Source organism: Pararobbsia alpina (genome assembly GCF_965118125.1).
GTDB classification, from domain to species: Bacteria; Pseudomonadota; Gammaproteobacteria; order Burkholderiales; family Burkholderiaceae; genus Pararobbsia; species Pararobbsia alpina_A.
This window is the reverse complement of record NZ_OZ221287.1, coordinates 185,659-208,838: the sequence shown is the minus strand read 5'-3', so window position 1 is coordinate 208,838 and position 23,180 is coordinate 185,659. Positions and strand designations below refer to the sequence as shown.

The 23,180-nt window shown below is 63.4% G+C and carries 22 protein-coding genes; 3 read left to right on the top strand and 19 right to left on the bottom strand.

Annotated elements, in window-relative coordinates; translation table 11 throughout:
• The first annotated feature begins 11 nt into the window (after positions 1 to 11).
• Both ACMFWR_RS00875 and ACMFWR_RS00870 read left to right on the top strand, forming a co-directional pair.
• Positions 12 to 1,118, top strand: a complete 1,107-nt coding sequence (locus ACMFWR_RS00875; protein ID WP_413193183.1) for a hypothetical protein — start codon at positions 12 to 14, stop codon at positions 1,116 to 1,118.
• Complete coding sequence (locus tag ACMFWR_RS00870; RefSeq protein WP_413193182.1) at positions 1,115 to 1,798, top strand: FkbM family methyltransferase; 684 nt, start codon at positions 1,115 to 1,117, stop codon at positions 1,796 to 1,798. Before ACMFWR_RS00875 ends, ACMFWR_RS00870 begins: the two co-directional genes overlap by 4 nt.
• A 91-nt stretch (positions 1,799 to 1,889) precedes the next feature.
• Here the strand turns inward: ACMFWR_RS00870 and ACMFWR_RS00865 are convergent, their stop codons facing one another.
• The 17 genes from ACMFWR_RS00865 to ACMFWR_RS00785 all read right to left on the bottom strand — a co-directional run bounded on the left by ACMFWR_RS00865 (position 1,890) and on the right by ACMFWR_RS00785 (position 19,429).
• On the bottom strand, positions 1,890 to 2,612 hold the full coding sequence (locus ACMFWR_RS00865; protein WP_413193181.1) for a nucleotidyltransferase family protein: 723 nt from the start codon (positions 2,610 to 2,612) through the stop codon (positions 1,890 to 1,892).
• The gene (locus ACMFWR_RS00860) at positions 2,609 to 4,069 is read right to left on the bottom strand and encodes a PfkB family carbohydrate kinase (protein WP_413193180.1); all 1,461 of its coding nucleotides are present in this window, start codon (positions 4,067 to 4,069) and stop codon (positions 2,609 to 2,611) included. Before ACMFWR_RS00860 ends, ACMFWR_RS00865 begins: the two co-directional genes overlap by 4 nt.
• Positions 4,066 to 4,863 carry a phytanoyl-CoA dioxygenase family protein gene (locus ACMFWR_RS00855; RefSeq protein WP_413193179.1) on the bottom strand — a complete coding sequence of 266 codons (798 nt, stop codon included), beginning with the start codon at positions 4,861 to 4,863 and terminating at the stop codon, positions 4,066 to 4,068. The genes ACMFWR_RS00860 and ACMFWR_RS00855 overlap by 4 nt, the downstream gene beginning before the upstream one ends.
• A gap of 42 nt (positions 4,864 to 4,905) precedes the next feature.
• A complete protein-coding gene (locus tag ACMFWR_RS00850; RefSeq protein ID WP_413193178.1) occupies positions 4,906 to 5,787 on the bottom strand; it encodes an SDR family oxidoreductase in 882 nt (293 codons plus the stop codon).
• Entirely contained in the window at positions 5,784 to 6,482 is a 699-nt protein-coding gene (locus ACMFWR_RS00845; RefSeq protein ID WP_413193177.1) for a class I SAM-dependent methyltransferase, read from the bottom strand. Before ACMFWR_RS00845 ends, ACMFWR_RS00850 begins: the two co-directional genes overlap by 4 nt.
• Positions 6,483 to 6,488: 6 nt before the next feature.
• Entirely contained in the window at positions 6,489 to 7,646 is a 1,158-nt protein-coding gene (locus ACMFWR_RS00840; protein ID WP_413193176.1) for a class I SAM-dependent methyltransferase, read from the bottom strand.
• A 15-nt stretch (positions 7,647 to 7,661) separates the two neighbouring features.
• Positions 7,662 to 8,738 (bottom strand): zinc-binding dehydrogenase, encoded by a 1,077-nt coding sequence (locus ACMFWR_RS00835; RefSeq protein WP_413193175.1) that lies wholly within the window; start codon positions 8,736 to 8,738, stop codon positions 7,662 to 7,664.
• A gap of 4 nt (positions 8,739 to 8,742) precedes the next feature.
• Positions 8,743 to 9,414 carry a class I SAM-dependent methyltransferase gene (locus tag ACMFWR_RS00830; RefSeq protein ID WP_413193174.1) on the bottom strand — a complete coding sequence of 224 codons (672 nt, stop codon included), beginning with the start codon at positions 9,412 to 9,414 and terminating at the stop codon, positions 8,743 to 8,745.
• A 2-nt stretch (positions 9,415 to 9,416) separates the two neighbouring features.
• Entirely contained in the window at positions 9,417 to 10,427 is a 1,011-nt protein-coding gene (locus ACMFWR_RS00825; protein ID WP_413193173.1) for an aminoglycoside phosphotransferase family protein, read from the bottom strand.
• Entirely contained in the window at positions 10,424 to 11,062 is a 639-nt protein-coding gene (locus ACMFWR_RS00820; RefSeq protein ID WP_413193172.1) for a haloacid dehalogenase-like hydrolase, read from the bottom strand. Before ACMFWR_RS00820 ends, ACMFWR_RS00825 begins: the two co-directional genes overlap by 4 nt.
• 3 nt (positions 11,063 to 11,065) lie before the next feature.
• Positions 11,066 to 11,986: a transketolase family protein gene (locus ACMFWR_RS00815; RefSeq protein WP_413193171.1), complete on the bottom strand. Its 921-nt coding sequence runs from the start codon at positions 11,984 to 11,986 to the stop codon at positions 11,066 to 11,068.
• 2 nt (positions 11,987 to 11,988) lie between these two features.
• Positions 11,989 to 12,807 carry a transketolase gene (locus ACMFWR_RS00810; protein WP_413193170.1) on the bottom strand — a complete coding sequence of 273 codons (819 nt, stop codon included), beginning with the start codon at positions 12,805 to 12,807 and terminating at the stop codon, positions 11,989 to 11,991.
• 8 nt (positions 12,808 to 12,815) lie between these two features.
• Complete coding sequence (locus ACMFWR_RS00805) at positions 12,816 to 13,760, bottom strand: NAD-dependent epimerase/dehydratase family protein (protein WP_413193169.1); 945 nt, start codon at positions 13,758 to 13,760, stop codon at positions 12,816 to 12,818.
• A 9-nt stretch (positions 13,761 to 13,769) separates the two neighbouring features.
• The gene (locus ACMFWR_RS00800) at positions 13,770 to 14,777 is read right to left on the bottom strand and encodes a GDP-mannose 4,6-dehydratase (RefSeq protein WP_413193168.1); all 1,008 of its coding nucleotides are present in this window, start codon (positions 14,775 to 14,777) and stop codon (positions 13,770 to 13,772) included.
• On the bottom strand, positions 14,774 to 15,376 hold the full coding sequence (locus ACMFWR_RS00795; RefSeq protein WP_413193167.1) for an SIS domain-containing protein: 603 nt from the start codon (positions 15,374 to 15,376) through the stop codon (positions 14,774 to 14,776). Before ACMFWR_RS00795 ends, ACMFWR_RS00800 begins: the two co-directional genes overlap by 4 nt.
• 327 nt (positions 15,377 to 15,703) lie before the next feature.
• Positions 15,704 to 17,542: a tetratricopeptide repeat protein gene (locus ACMFWR_RS00790; RefSeq protein WP_413193166.1), complete on the bottom strand. Its 1,839-nt coding sequence runs from the start codon at positions 17,540 to 17,542 to the stop codon at positions 15,704 to 15,706.
• A 15-nt stretch (positions 17,543 to 17,557) separates the two neighbouring features.
• Positions 17,558 to 19,429 carry a tetratricopeptide repeat protein gene (locus ACMFWR_RS00785; RefSeq protein WP_413193165.1) on the bottom strand — a complete coding sequence of 624 codons (1,872 nt, stop codon included), beginning with the start codon at positions 19,427 to 19,429 and terminating at the stop codon, positions 17,558 to 17,560.
• 270 nt (positions 19,430 to 19,699) lie between these two features.
• Between ACMFWR_RS00785 and ACMFWR_RS00780 the strand changes: the two genes are divergently transcribed.
• Positions 19,700 to 20,524: an SDR family oxidoreductase gene (locus tag ACMFWR_RS00780; protein WP_413193164.1), complete on the top strand. Its 825-nt coding sequence runs from the start codon at positions 19,700 to 19,702 to the stop codon at positions 20,522 to 20,524.
• Positions 20,525 to 20,545: 21 nt separating this feature from the next.
• On the opposite strand, the gene ACMFWR_RS00775 is transcribed toward ACMFWR_RS00780, so the two are convergent.
• Both ACMFWR_RS00775 and ACMFWR_RS00770 read right to left on the bottom strand, forming a co-directional pair.
• A complete protein-coding gene (locus tag ACMFWR_RS00775; protein ID WP_413193163.1) occupies positions 20,546 to 21,934 on the bottom strand; it encodes an L-serine ammonia-lyase in 1,389 nt (462 codons plus the stop codon).
• An 87-nt stretch (positions 21,935 to 22,021) separates the two neighbouring features.
• Positions 22,022 to 23,152, bottom strand: coding sequence for an alginate lyase family protein (locus ACMFWR_RS00770; protein WP_413193162.1), 1,131 nt, complete (start codon positions 23,150 to 23,152; stop codon positions 22,022 to 22,024).
• Between the last annotated feature and the right edge of the window lie 28 nt (positions 23,153 to 23,180).

Sequence of the window (23,180 nt, the reverse complement as noted above, 5' to 3'; positions counted from 1 at the left end):
TAGGGATTGTTATGAATGTTTTGAGAGAAGCCGAGTATCGGAGTGTGCTGGCGCAGTTGAGAGATCCTCAACAGCGTTCCTGGATCCTGCTGAATCCGACGTCGATCGGAGACACGGCACTCGTGTGCGCCTTTGCGCGCGCGTTCACGCGTCAGCATGGTCATGGGATCACGATGGTCGTGCCGCCCGATCACATGGCGGTGACGAAGATGTATCCGAATCGTTTCCTGCGCGTGCTGACGGCCGACCGGAACATTCAGACGCACATCATCAACAACTACCTGGATATGGACCGGTTCGAGATCGATGTTCCGATCTGCGCGCACCCCTACGATCACGGCGACGGTCGGTCCGACAACCTGATGTACCTGTTCAAGTATCCGGGGCGCGGCGGTCTGTCGCTCACAGACGTCTTTCGTCACATGCTCCGGTTGCCCTGGGATGCGGCGATCGATCGGCCGCAGATTCCTGCGGAATGGGATGTCGAGGCCGAGCAAATCGCGCAGCAGCTCGGGATGGTCAAGGGGAAATCGGTCATCATCTTCCCGTCGAACAGCTCGCAGCACCCGCAGTTCCCGGATGTCTTCTGGTCCACGATGGCAGCGCGTCTCAGGGAGCGCGGCTACATGGTCTTCACGAACATGAAGGGCGGCAACTTCCATCCGAAGACCATGCCGATCGCCGGCACGACCCCGATCAACGTCGATATGCACCAGGCGCTTTCTCTCGTGCGTTATGCAGGCAGGACGATTTCCGGCGCGCACGGCATGCAGTTCCTCCAGCTCATGGGTGGCCAGTATGCGCAGATGACGGTGACGATGCCAATTGCGAAGGCATTTACCGATCTGCAATTGAACGGACGTCAATACCACTCCACGGCATTCATGGCGCAGTACATGTATCCCGAACTGCTGGTCAATACGCCGTTTGCCGAGTTCAACGTGCCCTTCGACGGCACCGAGGAAGAACTCAAGCGCATCGCCATTGCCATCGCGGACGAGTCGTTCAATGATCCGAGCCGCGTCAACCGGGTCGAGCGCGACGGATCGTCGTTTCTCGACGCCCACCGCGACTGGCTGCAAACGCTGGTCGGACCGATTTCCGCGAGCCTCTCATGAACACGAAGGCCACCGGCACAGGCACTGTTTCTTACGCGCTATGCGGCGAGGACCTGATCATCGCGTCGTTGCTCAGGCAGGTTGAATCGGGCACGTATATCGATGTCGGCGCGAATCATCCTTCGCACGTCAGCAATACGTTGCGCTTGTATGAAGCAGGGTGGAGCGGGCTCGCGGTCGACGGCAACGGCGCGTTTGCGCCGTTGTGGGCACAGCAGCGCCCGCGTGACATGTTTGTCCAGGCGCTCGTGTCGGACGCAGAAAGGGATGTCGAATTTGCGATCTTTCCTGACGACACGATGAGCTCGATGAATCCGGAAACGGCGAGCCGTTATGCCTCGCGATTCCGCGACGACGAAATCCAGACGCAGCGGGCTCGAACCACGTTGGTCAGCACGCTCAGGCAGACCCATCTCGCGGACCGCGAAATCCATTTGTTGTGCGTCGATGTCGAAGGTGAAGATCTCAACGTCTTGCGCGGCGCGGACCTTGCGCACATGCAACCCGGTGTGATCGTCGTCGAGACCAAGGGGTGTTCGCTCCATCACGCGATGGAGCATGAGATCGTGGCGTACCTGACAGGGCTCGGTTATCGGCTCGTCGCAAAGTCGCTGCTCGACGCGTTCTTCGTGTGGCCCGACAAGCCGTATCTGAACTGGATTCCGAAGTCGCTGCTTTAAGGTGCAGGCGCTGCGCGGCCTTGCGCAGCGAGCCCCTATGCCGCCGGGCCTTGTTTGCGACAAGGCTGTTCACCCGGCGGATTCTCCCCGCCTAGCGAGCCCTGTCCGTCAGCTTCACGTGCTCTGCCTGCAAGGCATTGGCCAGCGCGTAGGTTCGCGGCGTGCCGATATCGATCAGCGTGTCGTGTGTTTCGAACGACTGAATCCGCCCCATCAGCGTCGGAATGACTTCGGTGCTGAAGTCCGTCGCACGACCTTCCGTACCGAGCCGTTCGATCAGTTCCGCCGACAGCAGATACACCGCGCCGTTGGCGAGATTGCCGCTCGGGTTCGCCTGCTTCTCTTCGAATCGCGTGACGACATTGTGCTCGTCGAGCGACACAATGCCGCACGACGAAGGTGTGTCCGTGCGAAAGGTCATCATCGTCATCAGGCACTCACGCGGCCGATTGCGATGCGCGTCGATAAATGCGCCAAAGTCGCCGAGACAATAGTTGTCTGCGTGAATCAGAAGCCCGTCTTCGCCGTCAAAGAATCCTGCGTTCGCTCGCAAGGTCGCGGCCGTGCCGAGTAGTTCAGCTTCATGCGCCACAGTAACGCGGCCGGCATGGCGACTGCCGGAGAGGAACTGATCAACCTGGTTGGCGAGATAGTGCGTATTGACGAGGAACGGCCCGCATCCCGCGTCCGTCAATCTTTCGAGCCAGATATCGAGCAACGGGCGGCCGTGAATCGGCACAAGGCATTTCGGCATAGTATCCGTCAACGGGCGCAGACGCGTCCCGAAGCCTGCCGCGAGCAGTAGGGTCTTCAATGCGAAAACTCCTCGAGCAGGCGCAGCATTTCTTCGCTGCGGATCGGGGTATTGCCGACACGACCGACCTGAATCGCCGCGGCGAGCGACCCGAGATAGGCGGCCTCCCAGATGTTCCCGCCGCCGGCGAGTGTCAGGGCGCCGGCGATCAGCAGGCTGTCACCCGCGCCCGCGACATCGCGCGGCGCAGTATTGAGCGCACCGAGGCGGTCCGTGAGTTCATCGCCGGCGGGTACGTCCGCCGGGTGAATCAGCAATCCTTCTTCCCCGAGTTTGAGCAACACGTTGCGCGCCGTGGCACGCTGCCGGAGTTGCTCGGCTAGCACGACCAGCCCGTCCTGATGGTTGCGCGTCGCGATACGCGCTTCGTGCTCCGTCGGCGTCAGCAGATCCATTTCACGGAAGCGCGAGATATCGCCCACCTGCGACGACGACTGACTGTCGGCTGCGAGCATGACCCCGTGATCGCGAGCGAGCGTAACGATTCTGTCGACGAGCGGTTGTGGCAGGCACCCGTAGTTGAAGTCCGAAAAAACGAGCAGATCGATCTCGTCGATGACGGCCTCGAGGCGCGCAAACATTTCATTCTGGAGCGCGATCGAAATCGCGGTCTGCTGCAAGTAGCTCACACGCAGCAACGTTTTGCCTTTGCTCCGGAAGCGTTGCTTGCGCGTCGTCGGACGCACTTCGTCGATCAACAGGTCGGTTTCGACGCCCGCAGCCTGAAGTTGTTCGAGCGCGAACTCGCGTGCGTCATCCGCACCCGTGACGGAGACAAAGCGCACCGATGCACCCAGTCCTGCCGCATGAGCGGCGACGATTCCGGCGCCACCGATAAAGCGCGTCGAGTCGATCGGCGTGACGACGATCGTCGGGTCTTCCTGCGACATGCCGAGCGGCTGACACGTGATGTATTCGTCGACGATCAGATCGCCCACGATGCAAACCTTGCGACCGGCGAAGCTCCTGACAATATCCACTGCCCGCGACGACGGAATATCGTGGCGGTCGAGAAAGTCCTTCGGCAGGGAGATCGAGCGCGGATCCGACTCGTAGAATGCCTTTCGAATAAGGTCGACGGAGGAGAACATCGTCGCACCGGAACTGAACAACAGCTTGCCGCCGTACGTCTTGAGCACGGCGAGTTCAGGGTTGTTCCGCTGCTCGTGCTCCTTGCCCTTGACGATGACGTCGGGTCGCAGGCGCGCAATCAGATCGGTCAGCGGCTCGTCGAAGACGAAAGCTTCATCAACCCAGATGTTGCTTTGCACGCCTTCAAGACGAAGTTGCTCGGGCATGTGCGCGGCGTCGCCTGCGAGCCGGTCGCTTTCGACGCCGACGATCAGGCGGTCGCCGCACTCTTTTGCAAAGCGCAGAAGGCGCACGTGTCCCGGATGGAGCACATTGAAGTGCCCCGAGACAAAGACGATTTTCGGTTTGGCGATATCGGGACTCATTGCGGCACCATCACACGCTTAAGGACAAAAGTAATTTCGATGCTGACGCGGCTCGTTGAGCCTGCATTGACCGCGCCGCCGTGCAGCAGGTTTTCGTTGAAGAGAATAGCCTGACCCGGTTCGACGGGCAGCAGAACCCGTGCGTCGTCGTCGAGCGCTTCGTCGAGCGCGGGGCGAGGGAATCCGTCCGACCCTGGCGTGTATTTGACCGTCCAGTCCTTGCGATGCGAACCCGGCACGACATACAGCCCGTTGCGTCCCGGTTCGGTAAAGATCGGCAGCCACATTTTGATCGTCGTCTCGTCGTCGCTGAACAGCGGCGCGCCGTCACCGAGGATGTCGTGGAACCAGCGATCGGTATGCATTCCGCCCACATCGGTCTTGACGCCGGGACGCACGAGTCGCCAATAGACCTCGGGGTAGCCCGCGACCGACTCCGAAAAGAACGTGACGTCTGAGATGCGGCAATCAGCGCCGAAATGCGATCTCAGGCGGCGCACGAACTTGAAGTCCGAGAGCGTCGCCACGGCCTCGCGCGACAACACGCGTGCTTCCTTGGGCCAAAGGTCGGAATGCGAGACGAGATGCGAGAGTGCGTGATATTGCTCGAGGCCGGCTTCGCGAAACTGGGCCGCATGTTCAGGGTGGGCCGCTTCGATGCGCGTGATCCATTGTGCGGAAATCGCGTCGCGGAAGAACGTGAGTTCATCGGCATCGATGCGGAATGCCGTGCTGTATCCGGCGGGTCCGTAGATCTCTTCGAGGATGTTCGCGGTTGAGTGTTCAGCGTTCATGGTGGAATTCCATAGCGACGGCCAATATGAGGGCGACGCCTTTCACGGCGATACGACTGCGTCGAATGCGGCCTCGGGCGAGGGTGCCTCAATGCCCAGCGACGCAAGACCTGATGCGTCGAGAGCGGCATAACGCGGTGAGCACACGTGGGGCGAAAAGACGCCCTTCGACGGTTCAACGAGTCTCGGGTCGGCATCGATACGCTTCGCGATAGCCCGCGCCGCATGTGCATAACTCATGTCGCGTGCCGCATTGGCGTGCACGATACCCGGGCGTCGCACCGCGGCAACTCGCACGAGCGCGTCGACCGCAAAGCCAAGCGAGATCGGCGCCATCAGGAGATTGTCGAAGGGACGGATTTCGCGCTGCGCGCGGAGTGCCTCGATCCAGCCGTCGAACAGCGCCATCCGCGGCGCGATGACCTTTCCGAGACGCACGACGGCGACGTTCTCGCCAAGCGCAAGAAGGCGCTGCTCGGCCTCGGCCTTCTGTGCACCGTAGGCCGAACGTGGCGAATACGCCGTTTCAGGCTTCGCAAGAGGCGTCTCACCGTCGAACACGAGATTCGTCGAGAGAAACACCACGAACGTGCCTTGCGAGACGAGACGCCGGGCCAGCGCGACAGTGTGCGTGACGTTGATGCGGTGAGTCAGTTCCGGCTCCGCGCCGCAACGGTCCTGCGAGGTCACAGCCGCGCAAAGGAACGCGACGTCGAAACGTCCGTCGGGAAGCGTCCATTCGGAAGGCGGCTCCGCGAGATCGAGCAACGTCGTTCGCGATGCGACGCGATCCGCACGCCGCGTCGTGCCCCAGACTTCGTTGCCCGGCGCCGCGAGCGACGCAACCAGTGCACGCGCAATGCTGCCGTCGGCGCCCGTGACGAGCACCCGACCCAGCGCGACACCGCCTGCGTTCGAATTCATTGCGAGGCTCCGTCCTTTTTGCCGCAGCACAACGCGATCAGGTAGTGCGCCATCGGATAAAAGCCCGTGTGCACCGTCTCGTCGTTCATCGAGAACACGAACACGTTGTGGAAGTAGCGGTCGAGCGTCGCCTTGAAGTCCTTGCCCGATTTGCAGTTCACATGGCCGGCCTTGCTTTGCGGCGATGCATGAGCCTGCGATTCCAGCGACGGCATGCCGACGATCATCGCACCGTTCGCATCGAGCGAACGCAGTGCGTTCGCGAGGAACGTGTCCTCGTTTTCGGGGGCGATATGTTCGAGCACGTCCAGGCTGTAGATCGCGTCGTAGGTACCAGGAACGGGGCCGTCGAGCATGTCGTGCACGAAGGCCGTCATCGGCCACGACGGGTTCATGCGCGCATGCACGTCGTCGATAAAGACCGGGTCGAAATCGACCGCGGTGACTTCCGCGACGGCCTGCTGCACGAGTCGTGTGCCGAACGCATCGGCGCAACCGATCTCGAGCACTTTGCGTCGCCCACCGAGCATCTTGGCGACGAACTTATAGCGCGCGAGCGTGAACAGCGTGCGCTTCGGGTCCTGATTCCACGACTCGTTCGTCATGAGGCCCAGTTGACTGACCCCGTGCTTCTCGATGACGTCGAAAATCAGGCCGTACTGGGGTTCCTTGGTTTGAGGTGCGGTGCTCATCATCGAAACTCATTGTGGAGGAAGGACAAAGCGGGACGCCGTGCCTTCGAAACGTCGCGCAATGGCCGTTGCAATGTCCGCTCGAAGCGGCATGAAGATCGGCGCACTGTCGGGTGCCTTCGTGGGCGCAAAAATCGGCCGGTCCATATGTGTACGGCCGATCCGGTTGCGGTCTTCGTCGACGAAGAACGACGCGCGGTCGTCGAGCGACGCCGCGAGCCAGGTCGCCGAGATGCTCGTGCCGAAGATCCCGCACGCGCCCGAGGTGGCTTCGGCCTGACCCAGCAGCGACTGAAGCCAGCTGATATGAGACTGTGCGGCGCTTCGCGCCTCGCCGGGTGACGCCGAGGCAACGGCGACGTCGTCGTGTTTTGCCGTCGTGTCGGCTGAGCGGCGCGCGATCAAGGACAATTCCTTGGGTACATAACCGCTATGAATTTCGAGCGGTGCGAACCCTGCGTCTTCGACGACGCGCTCGAGGACGTCGACGGTAAAGTGCGTCGTATGGTCCGCGATCAGGATGTCGAACGGCGAGGTCTTGAGATCCGGAACTTCGACGAGCAGGATGCCGCCCGGCTTGAGACGCTTCGCAAGCAGCTCGAGATATTGCGCGGGCTGCGGAATGTGTTCGAGTGCGTGGATCAGCACGATCAGATCGAAGCGGGCCTCGACCTGGTCGATCGACCCGACATACAACTGCGTGACACCCGGAATGGCTTCAATGACTGCGCGATTGCGCTCGCCGAGTTCGAGGCCGGCCATCTGCCAACCCGGATTCCGCTCCGAGAACGCACGCAAGAAGGCGCCGTTGCCGCAACCGATGTCGAGCATCGTTCCCTGTTCGGGCAAATGACCCGTTTCAAGGAGCCACTGCACGATCCGGTTCGAGCGCGCGGTGTTCGCCCCACTGTCCGCGTCGAACGCGGACTGCTCCGCCCCGCCACCCTGACTGTAGATCGCGTACTCGGCGTAGATCGAATTGGCTTCGTCCAGCCATGCAGGCGTCACGGGCTTTTGCACGGCGCCGCAGCGCTCACACGAGGCGAGCGTGCCGCCCGCGCGCCAGGGCCGGCAATCGGAAGTGACCTGCACAAGCGTGCCGAAGCCCGGCAGGGCGCTCAGGCGGCCGCCGCAGATGTGACATGCGCAGTTAAGGGTGGTTTCCATGTGCCGGCTCCTGTCTTACGCCATGCGGACCAGACACCGCCCGCGCACTTTTCCGCTGCGCATCGCGGCAATCGCCTCGTTGATTTCATCGAGGCTGAAGTAGTCGGTGATGAGTTCGCGCAGCGCAATGCGCCCGGCGCGGTACATGTTGTGATAACGCGGAATGTCGACGTTCGGAATCGCCTCGCCGCCATGCGAGCCGCTGAGCGTCTTGCCGAAGTGCAACGGCAACGAAAACAGATTCACTGTGTTGCCCTTGCGAGGCACGCCGACCAGCGTGACGGTGCCTTGCGGCTTGGTCATCGCATAACCGAGTTCGATGACCGCCGGCACGCCCGTGTTGTCGATAAAGACGTCGGCGCCGCCGTTTGATCCGGTCTGGTCCAGTACGCGCTGGATATCCGCACGCACGTCGTCGAGGCTGCGGCCATTGGCGTTGATCACGTGCGTTGCGCCCATGCGCTTCGCGAGTTCGAGCTTGCCGTCGTGCAGGTCGATCGCGATGACCGGATAGGCGGACACGAGTGCGGCGGCCTGAACGATATTGAGCCCGACACCGCCCGAACCGTAGACGACGACCGATTGCCCGATGCGGACATCGGCGTTGTTCTCGACGATGCCGAAGCCGGTCGTCACTGCACAGCCGAACAGGGCTGCGACTTCGAGATCGCTGTCGGCCGGGATTGCAGTCACGCGATTCTCGGAGACGATCGCGTACTCATTGAACGTCGTGATCCAGCCCGCGTTCACTTTGCGGCCGTCCCATGTGTAGTGCGGCGTCTCGGCTTCGATACCGAGACCCTTGCGCCAGTGCAGCACGACCTTGTCGCCGACCTTGACGTGACGCACGCCGGCGCCGACGTCGAGCACGGTGCCCGAAGCCTCATGGCCGAGCAGGTGCGGCAGGAACTTGTCTTCGCCCTTTGCGCCGTCGATCTCGCCGAGCTGCGAGCCGCAAATGCCGCTGAAGTGCACCTTGACAAGTACCTGTCCGGCGGCCAGGGTCTCGGGCATCGACAGTTCGACGACCTGGAGCGGCGCGCGCAGCTCGGTGAGCACTGCGGCCTTCATGGTTTTCGGAAGCGTCGTCATGGCGTTACTCGAAGTAGATGAAGGAATGGTCGCCGGTGTATCCGGTGTTGCGGAACCACCATTCCCACTCTTCGGGCGTGTTGAACGCTTCGCACGTCACTTGCCAGTACAGCAGATTGGCCTTCTCCGTTTCGTTGCGATACGACTCGACGCAGACGTACTTGTTCTGCTTCGAGACGCGCTCGATTTCACGCAGCGCCTTGTCGAGGTCGTAGCAATGCAGGTTGTGCAGCGTGTTGATCGAGAACACGAAGTCGAAATGGTCGTCCGGGAACGGCAGGTTCGTTGCATTGCCGACCTGCAGACGATCCTTGACTTCTTCCTTGGCGTTTTCGATCGCGTATTCGGAGACGTCGAGCCCGTAGACTTCAACGCCCGGCACGACCTTGGTGAAGTCATACAGCAGGAAGGCCTTGCCGCAACCCACGTCGAGAATCTTGTCGCCGGGTTTGATGCCGTACTGCTCGGCCATCGCGCGTGCGACCTTTTCCCAGCGGCCTTCCATATAACGGTAGCCGCCGTAGCAGATCTTGCGATCGCCGTCCCAGTAGTCGTAGCCCCACTTCTTGGCCAGTTCAGCGGCCTTGGGCTTCGGGAAATCCGGATCGTTGACGCGCGCGAGATAGTCGCGTTGCGTGCTCTTGTGAATCGCAGAAAGAAGATCGACGTATGCCATGTTTATTCCTGGGTAGATCCGATGTGCCGGGCAAAGTAGCGTCGCGCCTTGTCGAGTTGCACGGCGAGCAGGTCTTCCGATGAGACGCCTGCGTGCAAGCGGCGCGCACGATGCTCGGCGCGAAATTCGTTAAGCAGGATGCAGCACCATTTGAGGCGGTGCACCGGCAGCAGCAGCGATACGCGTTCGACGAAAGTGGTGCGCGGCGCGAGGTGCTGCGCGATCACGTCGACGAACTGCATGCCCTGTGCATGGCCGACGGGCAGCTCGGGCTGGCAGATGAAGTCGCACGCGAGCTTGGCGGGATCGTCCCAGCCCGCGTATTCGAAATCGACGAACGACAGCGTGCCGTGGTCGTCGAGTGCGTTGTGAAATCCGAAGTCCGACGGCGACAGGATCGGCGTCACACGATCGGCCGCGGACGGGTGTGCGATCAGCGTGGCTTCGATGGCTTGCCACGCGGGAGCGAGGGTACGCTCGACAAAATGGCGGGCGTCGCGCTCGACATCCGACGCGGGCTCGATCTGGCCGAGCTGCGCGATGCGTGCACGGACCAGTGCAAGATGATCGCCCCATGACGCACAGGCATCGGCTGCCATCGGCAACGCGCCGGCCTGCGGCGACGCGGTGTGCGCGTTGATGTCACAGATGAACGCTGCCGCCTGAGACACGGCATCGTCCGTGATCGCGGCGATGCGAGTCCCCGTGAGCTTCGTATAAACGGCAAGATGGGCTTCGCGATCAAGACCGACCGGCCGCGCGACACTCGCCACACCCTGCGCATTCAGATAGCCAAGAAAGGCGTATTCGGTGCCGAGCCGGTCCCGCGACTGCGGGCCACCTGCGTGGTAGCGCTTGAGGATCCACTCGCCACGTGCGTTCCCAATGCGCTCGACGCGGCTGTTGCGCCCGTGACCGATGGTCTCGGCGTGCCAGGGCGCTTCGATGCCCAGCGATTCGAGCAACGCCGCGCGGGCATCGGACGGCGTGTCGATCATCCCGCTCACGCTCATGACAGACTCGTAGGGGATAACAGCGCGTCGCGATGCGTCACGCCGAGGAGGCCCGGCAGCTGGTCCCACGACTGCATGACGACCCAGTCAGCCGGGACTTCCTGCGCACCGTTCGGCGCGAACAGGATCCGCGTCATGTGAGCGGGCAGCATTTCGAGGATCTCGGGCAGGTCGTCGACGTAGTGCGTGCAGCCGAGCGCGTCGATGCGCGCGGCTTTGTCCTGCTTGGTCAGTTCGAAGAACACCTGGTCTTCGCGCCAGCCGAGCCCGTCTTCGCGATGAAAGCCCTGCTGGGTCAGCCAGGAGCGCGCGGCGGCATGCAGGTCGCATGGCTCGCCGAGATAGGGCGTGCGCGTCTTGTGGCTCACGATGCGCATCGGCACGCCGCTCATGCGCAACTGCGCCAGCGTGTCGACCATGCCGTCATAGGGTTCGGCTTCAAGAATGCGTGAGCCGTAGACAATGCCTTGCAACAAAGTCCAGTCGTCTTCGCGGCCGATCGCGCGCAGATGATTGCGCACGGCGACTTTCTCGATCGCGACATCCGCGGGGATCCATTCGCGTTCGAGAGCGATCTGATGGAACAGCCGATCGTAGCTGATCAGCGTGTTGTCGAAGTCGAGACCGAGCAGCATGGTTCAGTTCAGCCGGCCGAGCACGCGAGCCACGATCGCGTCGGTTGTCAGTCCGATTTCGGTGCGCGCCTGAGTCTGGCCGCCGCACGCGCTCAGGAAACGGTCCGGACCAGCAACGCAGATCAGCTTGCGCAGGTCCACGCCGCGCACGTTGCCCCACTCGAGCACGGCGCTGCCGGCGCCGCCGGCAAGCGCATGCTCTTCGAGCACGACCACGAGCTTCTTGTCGCTGAAGGCGGCGTCGAGCAGCGTTTCGTCGAGCGGCTTGACGGTGTGCATGCTGACGACCTGTGCCGAGCAACCCTGTGCTTCGAGCGCTTCGGCCGTCTGCATCGCGATCGAGAGCATGTTGCCCACGCTGAGGATTGCGACGTCCGAGCCGTCGCGCATCGGGATGCCTTTGCCGATCGTGAACGACGGCGCCGCTTCATGGACCTTCGGCTCGCCCTTCTTGCCAAGGCGGATATACGTCGGACGGCCCACGCGCAGTGCGTCGGCTACGGCAAGCTTGACCTCGGTCTGGTCGGCCGGGCAAACCACGTGCATGTTCGGCAGCGTGCGCAGAATCGCGATGTCTTCCATCGAATGGTGCGTCGCGCCGAGACCGGCATACGACAGGCCCGAACCCGTGCCGACGATGATGACGGGCAGGTTCGGATAGCAGACGTCGAGACGGATCTGTTCGAGGCAGCGCACCGTGTTGAACGGCGTGATCGTGTAGGTGATCGGACGCAGGCCCGACGCGGCCAGACCTGCCGCAACGCCCGTCATGTTCGCTTCGGCAACACCGCAGTTATAGAAACGCGAGGGGTGACGGTCCTTGAAGCTGTCGAACAGGCGGTTGCCGATATCGCCGGCGAGCATTACCAGCTCGGGGTGCGTTTCGCCGAGTTCGGTGACGGCGGCTGCAAATGCGTTTCTCATGCTTACACTCCGAGTTCGATGCGCGCACGCTCGACTTCTTCGTCGGTCGGAATGCGGTAGTGCCAGTTGTTGTCGTCTTCCATGAACGACACGCCACGTCCCTTCACGGTGTGCGCCACGACCATCGTGGGCTGCGTGCCCGCGGGCGACATCTGCGACACGGCGTTGAGGATCTGTCCGTGGTCGTGACCGTCGATTTCCTGCACGTTCCAGCCGAAGCTGCGGAACTTGTCGACGAGCGGATCGAGCGCGAGTACTTCACGGCTGCGGCCCGTGGCCTGCCACTTGTTGAAGTCGACAAACGCGCACAGGTTGCCGAGCTTGTTCGCGGCGGCGAACAGGCACGCTTCCCAGACCGAGCCTTCATTGCACTCGCCGTCGCTCATCAGCACGAAGGTCCGGTAGTCGCGCTGCTGGATCCGTGCGGCGAGCGCCATGCCACAACCGACCGGCAGACCGTGACCGAGGCTGCCGGTCGCAGCTTCGACGCCCGGGACTTTCGGCGACGGATGCTCTTCGAGCATCGAGCCGGCCTTGCCGTAAAGGTCGAGATCGGCCGGCGGGAAAAAGCCCTTGTGGGCCAGCGCAACGTAGAGTGCGGATGCGGCGTGTCCCTTGCTCAGGATGAAACGGTCGCGGTCCGCCCATTTCGGCTGTGCGGGGTCGACATTGAGTACCGAGTCATAGAGCACGGTCAGGATGTCGAGACACGACAGCGCGGACGCGAGGTGCGCGGCTTTCGCCGCGCGGGACATCGCGATGACGCGTGCACGGAACTGCGCCGCGAGCTGGATCGAATCGTGGGGACGGGGGCCGTTCATGTCGGTTCCTACGCGGCGAGACTCAGGTGCTTCATCCAGCGCACGGTGTAGCACTGGTCGGATTCGACAAGCGAGCCCGCTGCATGACGCGAGACGATTTCGTCGATGGCATCGGCCACAAAGTGCTTTTGCACAAAGCCCGTCGCGAGCAGCTTGTCGGAGTTCTGACGGTACGAGCGCGGGTCGTTCGATTCCGACACGACGAGCTCGGCGTCGACCTTCTCGCTGACGCGCTTCGCGATATCAAGGATCGAAATGTTTTCGAAGCCGGCGTTGTAGCAACCCGAAGCGATGCCCGGGTTGGCGAGGAAGTGGCGATATACGTCGACCATGTCCTGGATATGGATGTTCGGACGCGTCTGCGTGCCGCCGAACACCGTGATCCGGCCGTTCTTGACCGCTTGCCACGCAAACATGTTGACGCTGACGTCGAGGCGCATGCGCGGCGAATAGCCGCAAACCGTGGCCGGGCGGATGCAATGCACCTGCATCTGGTCGGCGTAGCTGAGCACTACGCGTTCGGCGACCATCTTGGTCTTGTTGTAGGCGGAGATCGGCACGAGCGACAGGTCTTCGGTCACTTGCGGCTCGTCCTTGACGCCATAGACGCTGCCCGAGCTTGCGAACAGGAAGTGGCGCACGCCCGCGCGCACTGCGCGATCGGCGAGCTGCTGCGTGGCGAGTACGTTGACTTCCCACGACAGCGTCGGGTTGAGTTCGACGCCCGGATCGTTCGCGATGTTCGCGAGGTGGATGATCGCTTCGACGCCTTCGAGCGGAATCGCGTCAACATCGCGCGTGTCCTGCTTGAGCACGGTGAGTTGCGGATGCGGCTTCAGGTGATTGCCGAACCACTGTGTGTCGACGACGGTCACAGTATGGCCATCTTCGAGCAGCTTGCCGGTCAGAACAGTGCCGATATAGCCGCAGCCGCCGGTGACGAGAATCTTCATGGAAATACCTTAGGGTTTGTGGATATAGTCGGCGGGCAGCGACTTGAGCGTGTCGAGATGGGTGTCGACCCATTCGAGCGTTTCGCGCAGGCCTTCGGCGAGCGCGATCCTGTCCTGCCAGCCGAGCTCCGAGCGCAACTTGCCGCTGTCGAGCAGATAGGCCTGGTCCTTGCCGAGGCGATCGCCGACGACTTCGGCGAGATCGTCGAAGCGCACATCCGTGAGTTCGCAGATGACTTCGACGAGTTCGCGGATCGAGACCGTCTGGTTCGTCGAGATGTGATACGTATCGCCCGGCGTGCCGGAGGTCGCGATGCGCCACGTGGCGTCGGCCACGTCGTCGATATGGATAAACGAGCGGATCGAATGACCGCCGCCATGCAACTGAAGCTTGCGGCCGAGGCGCGCGAACAGCAGCGTGCGCGGAATAATCCGGTAAAGCTGCTGACCGGGACCGTACACGTTGGCGGCGCGCGAAAAGACGACGGGGAACTGATACGCCTTGAAGAAGCTCATCAGGTGCAGGTCGCAGGCGGCGCGCGAAACGGCGTAGGGCGTGCTCGGCGCGAAGTCGAAGCGCTCCTTGATCCAGCCGTCGGTGCTGCCGTAGACCTCGGGCGTCGTCACGTGGACGTAGCGGCGGATAAACGGAATCTTGCGCAGCTGGTCGTGCAACTTGACCTGGCCGACGACGTTCGTCTGGTACCAGTGTTCGGGCGTTTCCCAGCTTTGCGCGACCATGCCCTGCGCAGCGAAGTTCACGACGTATTCGGGTTGAAACGCGTGAATCGTCGCGAGCAGGTCGTCGAGCTGATGATTGAAGTCGATCTGGACGAAGCGGAAACGCTCGCCCGCATCGAGTTCCTTGTACGGCAGGTACACAGGGTGGATCTCGTTCGAACGGCTCGCGCCGACGACGTGATGACCTTGTTTAAGCAGATACTTGACGAACTGCGCACCCGAAAACGAATTGCTTCCGATGACCAGGAAGCGCTGGCCTGCAAACTCCTGCGTCATTGCATGGCTCCGCTGACCACTTGCGGCGAGACAGGCTTCGCGGGGTTCGCGTAGAGCCACTGCATGCACATATGACCGATCACGAGCTGCAGATCTTCGGCGATCTGCATGTCGTCGATATCGAAGTGCAGCGGATACTGTGCGATCTCCTTGCAACGGCCGCCGTCGAACGCGACGATCGCAAACGTCTCCATGCCGATGCGGTTCGCGGTCTCGAGCGCCTTCACGACGTTCGGCGAATTGCCGCTGCCCGACAGCACGATCAGTATGTCGCCGGCCTTGGCCTTTGCACGCAATTGTTCGCTGTAGATCTGGTCGTAGCCGATGTCGTTGGCGAGACACGTGAGCACCGCGGGATTGGCGCTGAGCGCTTCGATGCTCATGCCGCCCGTGCGGTTGTTGATGCCGACGCCGTACAGCATGTCGTTGGCAAGGTGAATGGCATTGCCGGCGCTGCCGCCGTTGCCGCAAAGAAAGACCGACCGCCCTTCGACCCATGCTTCGCGCAGTGCCGTGGCGAGCACAGGCACTTGTTGCATGGCATCCATCGCGAGCGCGCCCGACAGCTTGGCTGCGTAGTTAAGAATGAGTTCCTGCATGCGATCACGCCTTTTCAAGGTAGATAGACCGGGTTCCTGGCGGATGTCGCACTGGCGGCGCCACACTCGCGAAGTCGATCGCGGGAAGAGGGGTTCGCCGTTGGAGCGGGTACCGCTGCAGCGCAGGACCGGTTGATTTGACGGGGTATCCCCGGACGGAACCGATCCGGCAATGCCGGAATGTGTGAAGACAGTCTACCGATCACCTCACGCAGCGAAGCCTAGAATACAGGGCGTATTTGCCTGTATTTCTAGCGTGGCAAGGGCCGTCGTTGCAGGGGATCGGGTCGCGCGGGCGCGAGCAGCGGCGCGGCAGGCGGTCGTACCTTATGCCGTCGTGCCGAAGCGGGAGAGGCGCTCGCGCACGCCGGCAATAACCGCCGGCCAGCCGCCGTCGCGCGGCAGGCGGATGAGTTGCGCCGAGCGATACCAGGGCGTGTCCTTACGTTCGAGTTCCCATCGCCAGTCGGGCAGCGTGGGCAGCAGGACCCAGACAGGCTTGCCGAGCGCGCCTGCGAGATGGGCGACGGAGGTGTCGACCGTCACGACGAGATCGAGCGCGGCAATTAGCGCGGCCGTGTCGGCAAAGTCACCGAGTTCCGTTCCAGGATATCGGATTGCGGGATGCGCGCTCAGCGTCTGTGCGTCCTGTTCGCGAACATCCTTTTGAATGACGTACAGATCGGCGACCTCTGAAAGCGAGGTGAAATACTCGGCCGGAATCGATCGGTGCCGGTCGTTGTTATGTGTCGCATTCCCCGAGAATGCGAGGCCGATGCGCGGGCCGCGTTCGCGGGCGGCGAGCCGTGTTTCCCATCGCCGGACGGTGACGGGATCGGCGGTGAGATAAGCCTGCGCTTCGGGGATCGAACTCGCGTCAGTTCCGAATGCAAAGGGCAGGCTCATGAGGGGTATTGCCGCATCGCACGGGCCAACATCCTCGCCCGTCGCGATCACTTCGATCTGCGGCAGGCTCGCGGCGATCAGCCGCTTGAGGGGCGCCTGGACTTCGAGCACGATGTGCGCGCCGCGCGCGGCAACGAGCATGGCATATCGACAGAACTGGATCGTGTCGCCGAGCCCTTGTTCGTGCCACAGGAGGATGCGCTTGCCGTGCAGATCGGTATCGCCGAGCCATCGCGGAAGGGTCGTGTGCCGGCGCGTGTCGAATCGCGCGCCCGTCTGCCAGCGCGCCTCGTAGTCGCGCCAGCCACTCGCGTACTGTGCACGCAAGAGGGCGAGATGGCTCGCGTTCCATTGGACCTCGGGCGAATCCGGCGCAAGCCTGCGCGCCTGCTCGTAGGCTGCCTGTGCTTCGTCGAGGCGCATCAGTGCCTGCAAGGTATTCGCGCGATTCAGCCACGCCCGGACATACGCAGGCTGCACGGCAAGGGCGCGATCGAAGCGGGCGAGTGCCTGCGCGTGGGCGCCTATGGCATGCAACACGTTGCCGCTATTGTTGAGTGCGACCGCATGGTCAGGCACGCGCGCAAGCAAAGCATCGAAATCGGCGAGTGCCGCGGAAGCGTCGCCGGCTTCGAATGCGGTCGTGCCGCGATTGAGTCGCAAATCGATGTGGTCGGGATACAGGTTGATCGCAGCATCGAAGACCGCGCGCGCTTCGCCGTGCCGGCCCAGTTTGCGCAGCGCCTCGCCACCATTGTTGAGCGCGCCAGGATGCATGGGCTGGCGCGCGAGAACCGCGCGATAGCTTTCTAGCGCTGCATCGGGACGCTCGATGGCATCGAGCGAGACCCCGCGATTGAAAAGTGCATCGAGATGATCGGGGGCGAGTATCAGCGCGCGGTCGAACTGTTCAATCGCCTGAGCATGTCGACCCAGCGCCTGCAGCGCGTTACCCAGGCTCGCACGGGCGATCGGATTGGCGGGATGCAGCAGCACGGATCGTTCGAGCGCATGCACGGCGCCGTCCATCTGCCCGGTCTGGAGACACGCCATGCCGAGCAGCATCCAGATCGCGTGCAATTCCGGGTGCACGGCGAGCAGGCCTTGATAGCGCTCGATTGCCTCACCGATGCGGCCCTGCTGGTGCAGGCTCGTTGCCTCGGTGATCTGTCCGGGGTCGGGCGCGGCCGGTGGCAGCGAGGACGTTGCTGTTGGGTGCGCTGGGGACGGATTCGGACGACGTGCGTCTGGCGTTGTCATGAACGGGCAATGACCTCAGTCGCGCGTGGTATTCGCGGCAAGCATTTCCAGCTCGCGCGCTACGCGTTCGTACACGTCGGTCCAATCGCCCGGCTTGGTCTGTCGGAACAACCGCGCCGACGGATACCACGGACTGTCCTCACGACCGAGTTGCCAGCGCCAATCGGGGTTGGCGGGCAGCAGTACCCAGACGGGCTTGCCGAGTGCTGCCGCCAGATGGACGACCGATGTATCGACGCTGATCACCAGGTCGCAGTTTTCGATCACGGCCGCGGTGTCGCTGAAATCGCTGAGCGCGTCGCCGACGTAGCGGAAATCCGGGTACCGCGAAATCACTCGCGAGTCGTCTGCGCGCAGACCCTTCTGGACGACGACGGTTTCGACGCCGCGGACCATGCGCGCGAAGTCGCGCAGTGCGATCGAACGGTTCGCGTCGTTGCGATGCTTGGTATTGCCCGACATCGCGATGGCCACGCGCAGCGGCGCGCGTTGAGGACCGAGCGCGGCCGCGTGAGCCTGCACGCGCGCAAGTTCGGTGCGCAGATAGGGCGCGGCGGGTAGGGACGACACGTCGACACGCAAGGCAAGCGGCAGGCTCATCAGCGGGGTCGCATAGTCGCATGGCGCGGTGGGCTCGCCGGTCGCGATGACTTCAATACCCTCAAGGCTAGCGGCCATGAGCGGTTTGAGTGCCGGCTGTACTTCGACGACGGGTATCGCACCCAGCGCAGCCACATCGCGTGCAAAACGCGCGAACTGGATCGTGTCGCCGAATCCCTGCTCATGCCAGAGCATCACGCGCTTGCCGCGAACGTCGGTCTCGCCGAGCCATACCGGCGTCGCCTCATGACGGCGCGGCTCGAGCAGGGTCGCGCGCCAGCGCGCTTCGAAATGACGCCAGCCGCTATCGAAGCGTCCCTGGAGCAAGTCGAGATTCGCGAGATTCCATTGCGCCTCGGCGAGGGACGGCACGAGGGTACGGACGTGTTCGAGCGCCGAGCGGGCGTGGTCGTACTGGCACAGCGCGAGCATGGCATTGGCGCGGTTGACCCACGCCGGCGGGTAGTCGGGCGCGAGATCGAGGGCCCGGTCGAGCGACTCGACGGCTTCGGCATAGCGCCGCAGGCGCAGCAGCACGTTGCCGCGGTTGTTCCACGCCAGCGCGTGGGACTGGAACGACACGAGCAGCTTGTTGTATTCGGTCAGGGCCTCGGCGTCGCGGCCCAGTTCCATGAGCACGACACCCCGGTTCAGGCGCGCGTCATGCCGCGAGCTATCGCGCGCCAGTGACTGGTCGAAGCACTCGAGCGCCGCTTCATGCTGGCCGAGTCGGCGCAGCGCATTGCCGCGATTATTGAGGGCACCCGCATGATCGGGGTCAGCCCTGAGCGCTGCATCGAACCGCGCGAGTGCTTCCGGTATGCGATGGAGTTCGCCGAGTAGGTTGCCCGCATGGATCCAGCCATCGACGTAATCGGGTCGCAGCGACACGGCGGTGTCGTAGGACTCGACGGCAAGTTCGCGCTGCCCGAGCGCCTTGTACGAGGCACCGAGGTTGACGTGCGCACCGAAGGACGACGGGTCGATCTCAAGCGCACGCCGGATCAGGTCGACCGCGCGCGGCGCGTTGCCCGTATTGAGTGCAATCAGGCCCAGCAACTGGTGCGCATCGGCGTGTTCCGGGGCTTGCCCGATCACCGCCTCATAGAGCGCGGCGGCTTCGTCAAGGCGACCTTCCTGGTGCAGCGCCATGGCTTGCTGCCACTCGGGCACCCATGCCGGAGCGGACTGCGGTGCCGGTGCGGCGGGCGCGGCCGGCCTGCCAGCCGGCGACTTCGAGCCGGACCTGGCGCGCGGCTGCGCATGCGTGGTGTTCGATTTTCCCATCGGTGGCGCGGCAAAAGACAATCGGTCAGTCGTGCATTGTCCACGTCCGCAGGCTATCCGAAACGGTGATAAGCGAGCGGTATTCGGTTCATCTCGGGGGAACTGGCGGGCGCGCGGCGTGGCGAGGGGCGGGCGGCCGGTATCGGTGCCGCCCGTCATGCGCCCGCGCCGGACGTGTCAGAATATCGGCCAACGCCGCCGGGCGCCCGCCCGACGCTCATCAAGCCCGCGCCGCAATGCACCACACTGCGCCGCGATGGAAGCGAAGGAATGCTGTCAGTGGAAAGCAAGGTTGTCCTCGTCACCGGCGCCGCCCGGCGCGTCGGCCGGACGATTGCAAAGTGGTTCGCTGCGCGCGAGCACGATGTCGTTGTGCACTACGGCAGCTCGGCCGCCGACGCGCAGGCGCTGGTCGAAGAGATTCGGGCGCTTGGCCAGCGCGCGATCGCCGTGCAAGCCGATCTGACCGACGCCGGCGCGATCGACGCGCTGATCGACGAGACCTACGCGGAATTCGGCCGGCTCGATCTGCTCGTGAACTGCGCCTCGGGCTTCGCGCAGGACCGCTTTCCCGATTTCGACGTCGCGACGTTCGATGCGAGCTGGGCCATTAACGGTCGCGCGCCGATCCTGCTTGCGCGGGCCTACTGCCGGAGCGCGCGGACCCGGATGCAGACGGGTGTCGTGATCAACGTCGTCGACCAGAAGGTGCGTAACAATTTTCACGCCGATCATTTCACTTACACGGTCGGCAAAGCGACACTCGGCAATATGACGCAGATGCTGGCCATTTCGGCGGCACCGACGCTGCGGGTCAATGCCGTGTATCCAGGGCTGATGCTGCCCAGCGATGTGCAGACCGAACAGGATTTCCGGTACGCAAGCCGTCGCGCGACGCCGCTCGCGCGCGTGGCGTCCGCCGAGGATCTGGCCGCCGCGATTGGCTTGCTGGCCGGGCCGGCCTATAACGGCGTCGATTTCGTGGTCGACGCCGGGCAGAATCTCCGCCCGGTGAATACCGACGTGCTGTACATGTACCGCGATCCGGCGGGCGACCTGCCTGACGACGAGTCGGAAAGCGGCGATACGCCTTGATGGCGGACCGGGCCGCCTCGCTCAGCACTCGACGATATTGACCGCGAGCCCGCCGCGCGAGGTTTCCTTGTATTTCGTTTTCATATCCGCGCCGGTCTGGCGCATCGTCTTGATGACCGAGTCGAGCGACACGGCGTGCGTACCGTCTCCGCGCAAGGCCATGCGCGCTGCGTTCACCGCCTTCACCGCGCCCATCGCATTGCGTTCGATGCACGGAATCTGAACCAGTCCACCGACCGGATCGCAGGTCAGGCCGAGGTTGTGTTCCATGCCGATCTCGGCCGCGTTTTCGACTTGCGCGGGCGTGCCACCGAGGACTGCGGCCAGCCCGCCGGCCGCCATCGAGCACGCGACACCGACTTCGCCCTGACATCCGACCTCGGCGCCCGAGATCGACGCGTTGAGCTTGTAAAGAATGCCGATCGCACCCGCGGTCAGCAGGAAATCGATGATGCCGTTATCCGTCGCATGCGGCACGCAGCGCGCGTAGTAGTGCAGGACGGCGGGAATGATGCCTGCGGCGCCATTCGTCGGCGCGGTCACGACGCGCCCGCCTGCCGCGTTCTCTTCGTTGACGGCAATCGCGTAGAGGTTGATCCAGTCGACCATCGAGAGCGGATCGCGCAGCGCCGCCTCGGGGTTCGCGCGCAACGCGCGGTAGAGCTGCGGGGCACGCCGGCGCACATGAAACGGCCCGGGCAGTTCGGACTCGGCATCGGGATTGTCGACACCGCACCCGCGCGACACGCAGGCCTGCAGCACGTCCCAGATCCGCAGCAACCCGCTGCGGATCTCGTCGTCGCTGCGCCAGACGCGCTCGTTCTCGAGCATGATCTGCGCGATCGACGCTTTCTTTTGTCCGCACAACCACAGCAGTTCTTCACCGCTCGTGAAATGGTTGGGCAGCAGTTCAGGCGCGTTGAGCACCTTGGCATTTGTGGCGTTCGCGGTCACGACGAAGCCGCCGCCCACCGACAGATAGGTCGACATGCGCAGCACATTGCCGGCCGCATCCTTCGCCTGAAGCTTGAGACCGTTCGGATGCTCGGGCAGCGCCTGCCGGTAGAACACGATGTGTTCGCGCTCGACGAAGCGCACGGGGTGCTTGCCGAGCAGCGGGAGCTGGTGTGTCTGGCGGATCCCTTCGATGCGCGGCGCGATCGTCGCCGGATCGATCGTATCGGGCGCCTCGCCGCAGAGACCGAGCATGACGCCGCGGTCGGTGCCGTGTCCCTTGCCGGTTGCGCCGAGCGAACCGTAGAGCTCGATGCGCAGGCTGTCGACCCGCGTGATCAGCCCCTCCCGCTCAAGCGACTCGGCGAACATCAGCGCCGCGCGCATCGGCCCGACCGTATGCGAACTCGACGGACCAATGCCGATCTTGAACAAATCGAACACGCTGACGGCCATCGCTGCTCCTCCGTGGCACCCGGCAAGCGGGGGCGGTGCTGCGCCCGGGTACTTGGCCCGGGGCGGGGTTGTATAAGGCTTAGTGCATCACGACGGCGTCGGCAAACACACGCCAAGCCATGCCGGCGGCTTGGCCGCGAGCTTTTGCGCAATCGGCAGATATCGTTTGTCGAGTCGCGATGCGAGGTAAAACAACGTCGTCGCCGACTTGGGGTCCCACTCGCCCGAGAAACCCGGGACGCCGGCCTCTCGACGCTTCGCGTCGAATGGCACCTGCGACTTCACGAATTCTTCGTGGCTCTGCTTCCCAAGCGCATAGGGCGCGAGCCAGTTGAGCGCGGCCTGCAAAGAGGCGCCGTTCTGCGCGCGCTGCGTCAGCCAGTCGATCCGGTGGCGGCGCGCGGCAAGCGCGGCCATCGTCAGCGGTTCGAGGTCGTACACGACATAGTGCAGCGCATCGCGCTCGCCAAAATCACGAACCTGACCGTCGCCACCGATATTGTTCTGAAGCTGCACGACGAACAGCCGCCGCGCGGCGTCGATCATCTTGCGATCGTCGAGTGCAAAGGCCGTCATCGCGATGAGCTTCACGCGATGGCTTTGCCAGTTGTTTGCGTAGTTCTGGTCGAGCGGCCGCTTTCTCGAGTCGACATCGGCGATGTAACCCTCGCCGAGATCTTGCAGGAACGAGACCGTCGCATTGCGCGTCGAGGCGGTCAGCGCGCTCGCGGTCAGGTCGTACGCGAGGATCAGCGAGTCGAGCCGGGTTTCGTCAATCGGGTTGAGGCTGGGCTCGTAGGTCTTGACCCAGGCCAGCAGGAACCGGTCGACCATCTTGAGGAAGCGCGGATCGCCCGTCGCACGCCACGCGAGCGCGGTGTCGCGCATCAGGTCGAGTTCCTTTTCGGCGTCGACCGACGCGTCGTAGATGCCCTCGTGCGGCAGCGTGCCCTCGGTGTGCAGGCGAACGAGCGGATGCGGGTCGTCGTTCATATGGGCCTGCGCCTCGACGATCATGGCGTGCACGCTCGATGTCGCGTCCTCGCGTTCGCCGTTCTGCAGCGCAGGTGCTGCACAAAAATTCATCGCGGCGTGCGCGACGCTCGATACAAGACCAAAGATCAATGGCGCGAGCGTCAGCGCGGCCTTTGAGGCAGTGCGTGACAACCGTTCTACGACGCGCGACTGCTGCGTCGCGCTGTTCCTGACTACCGCCATGCGCCTACCTCCCATTGCCGGCCCGTCC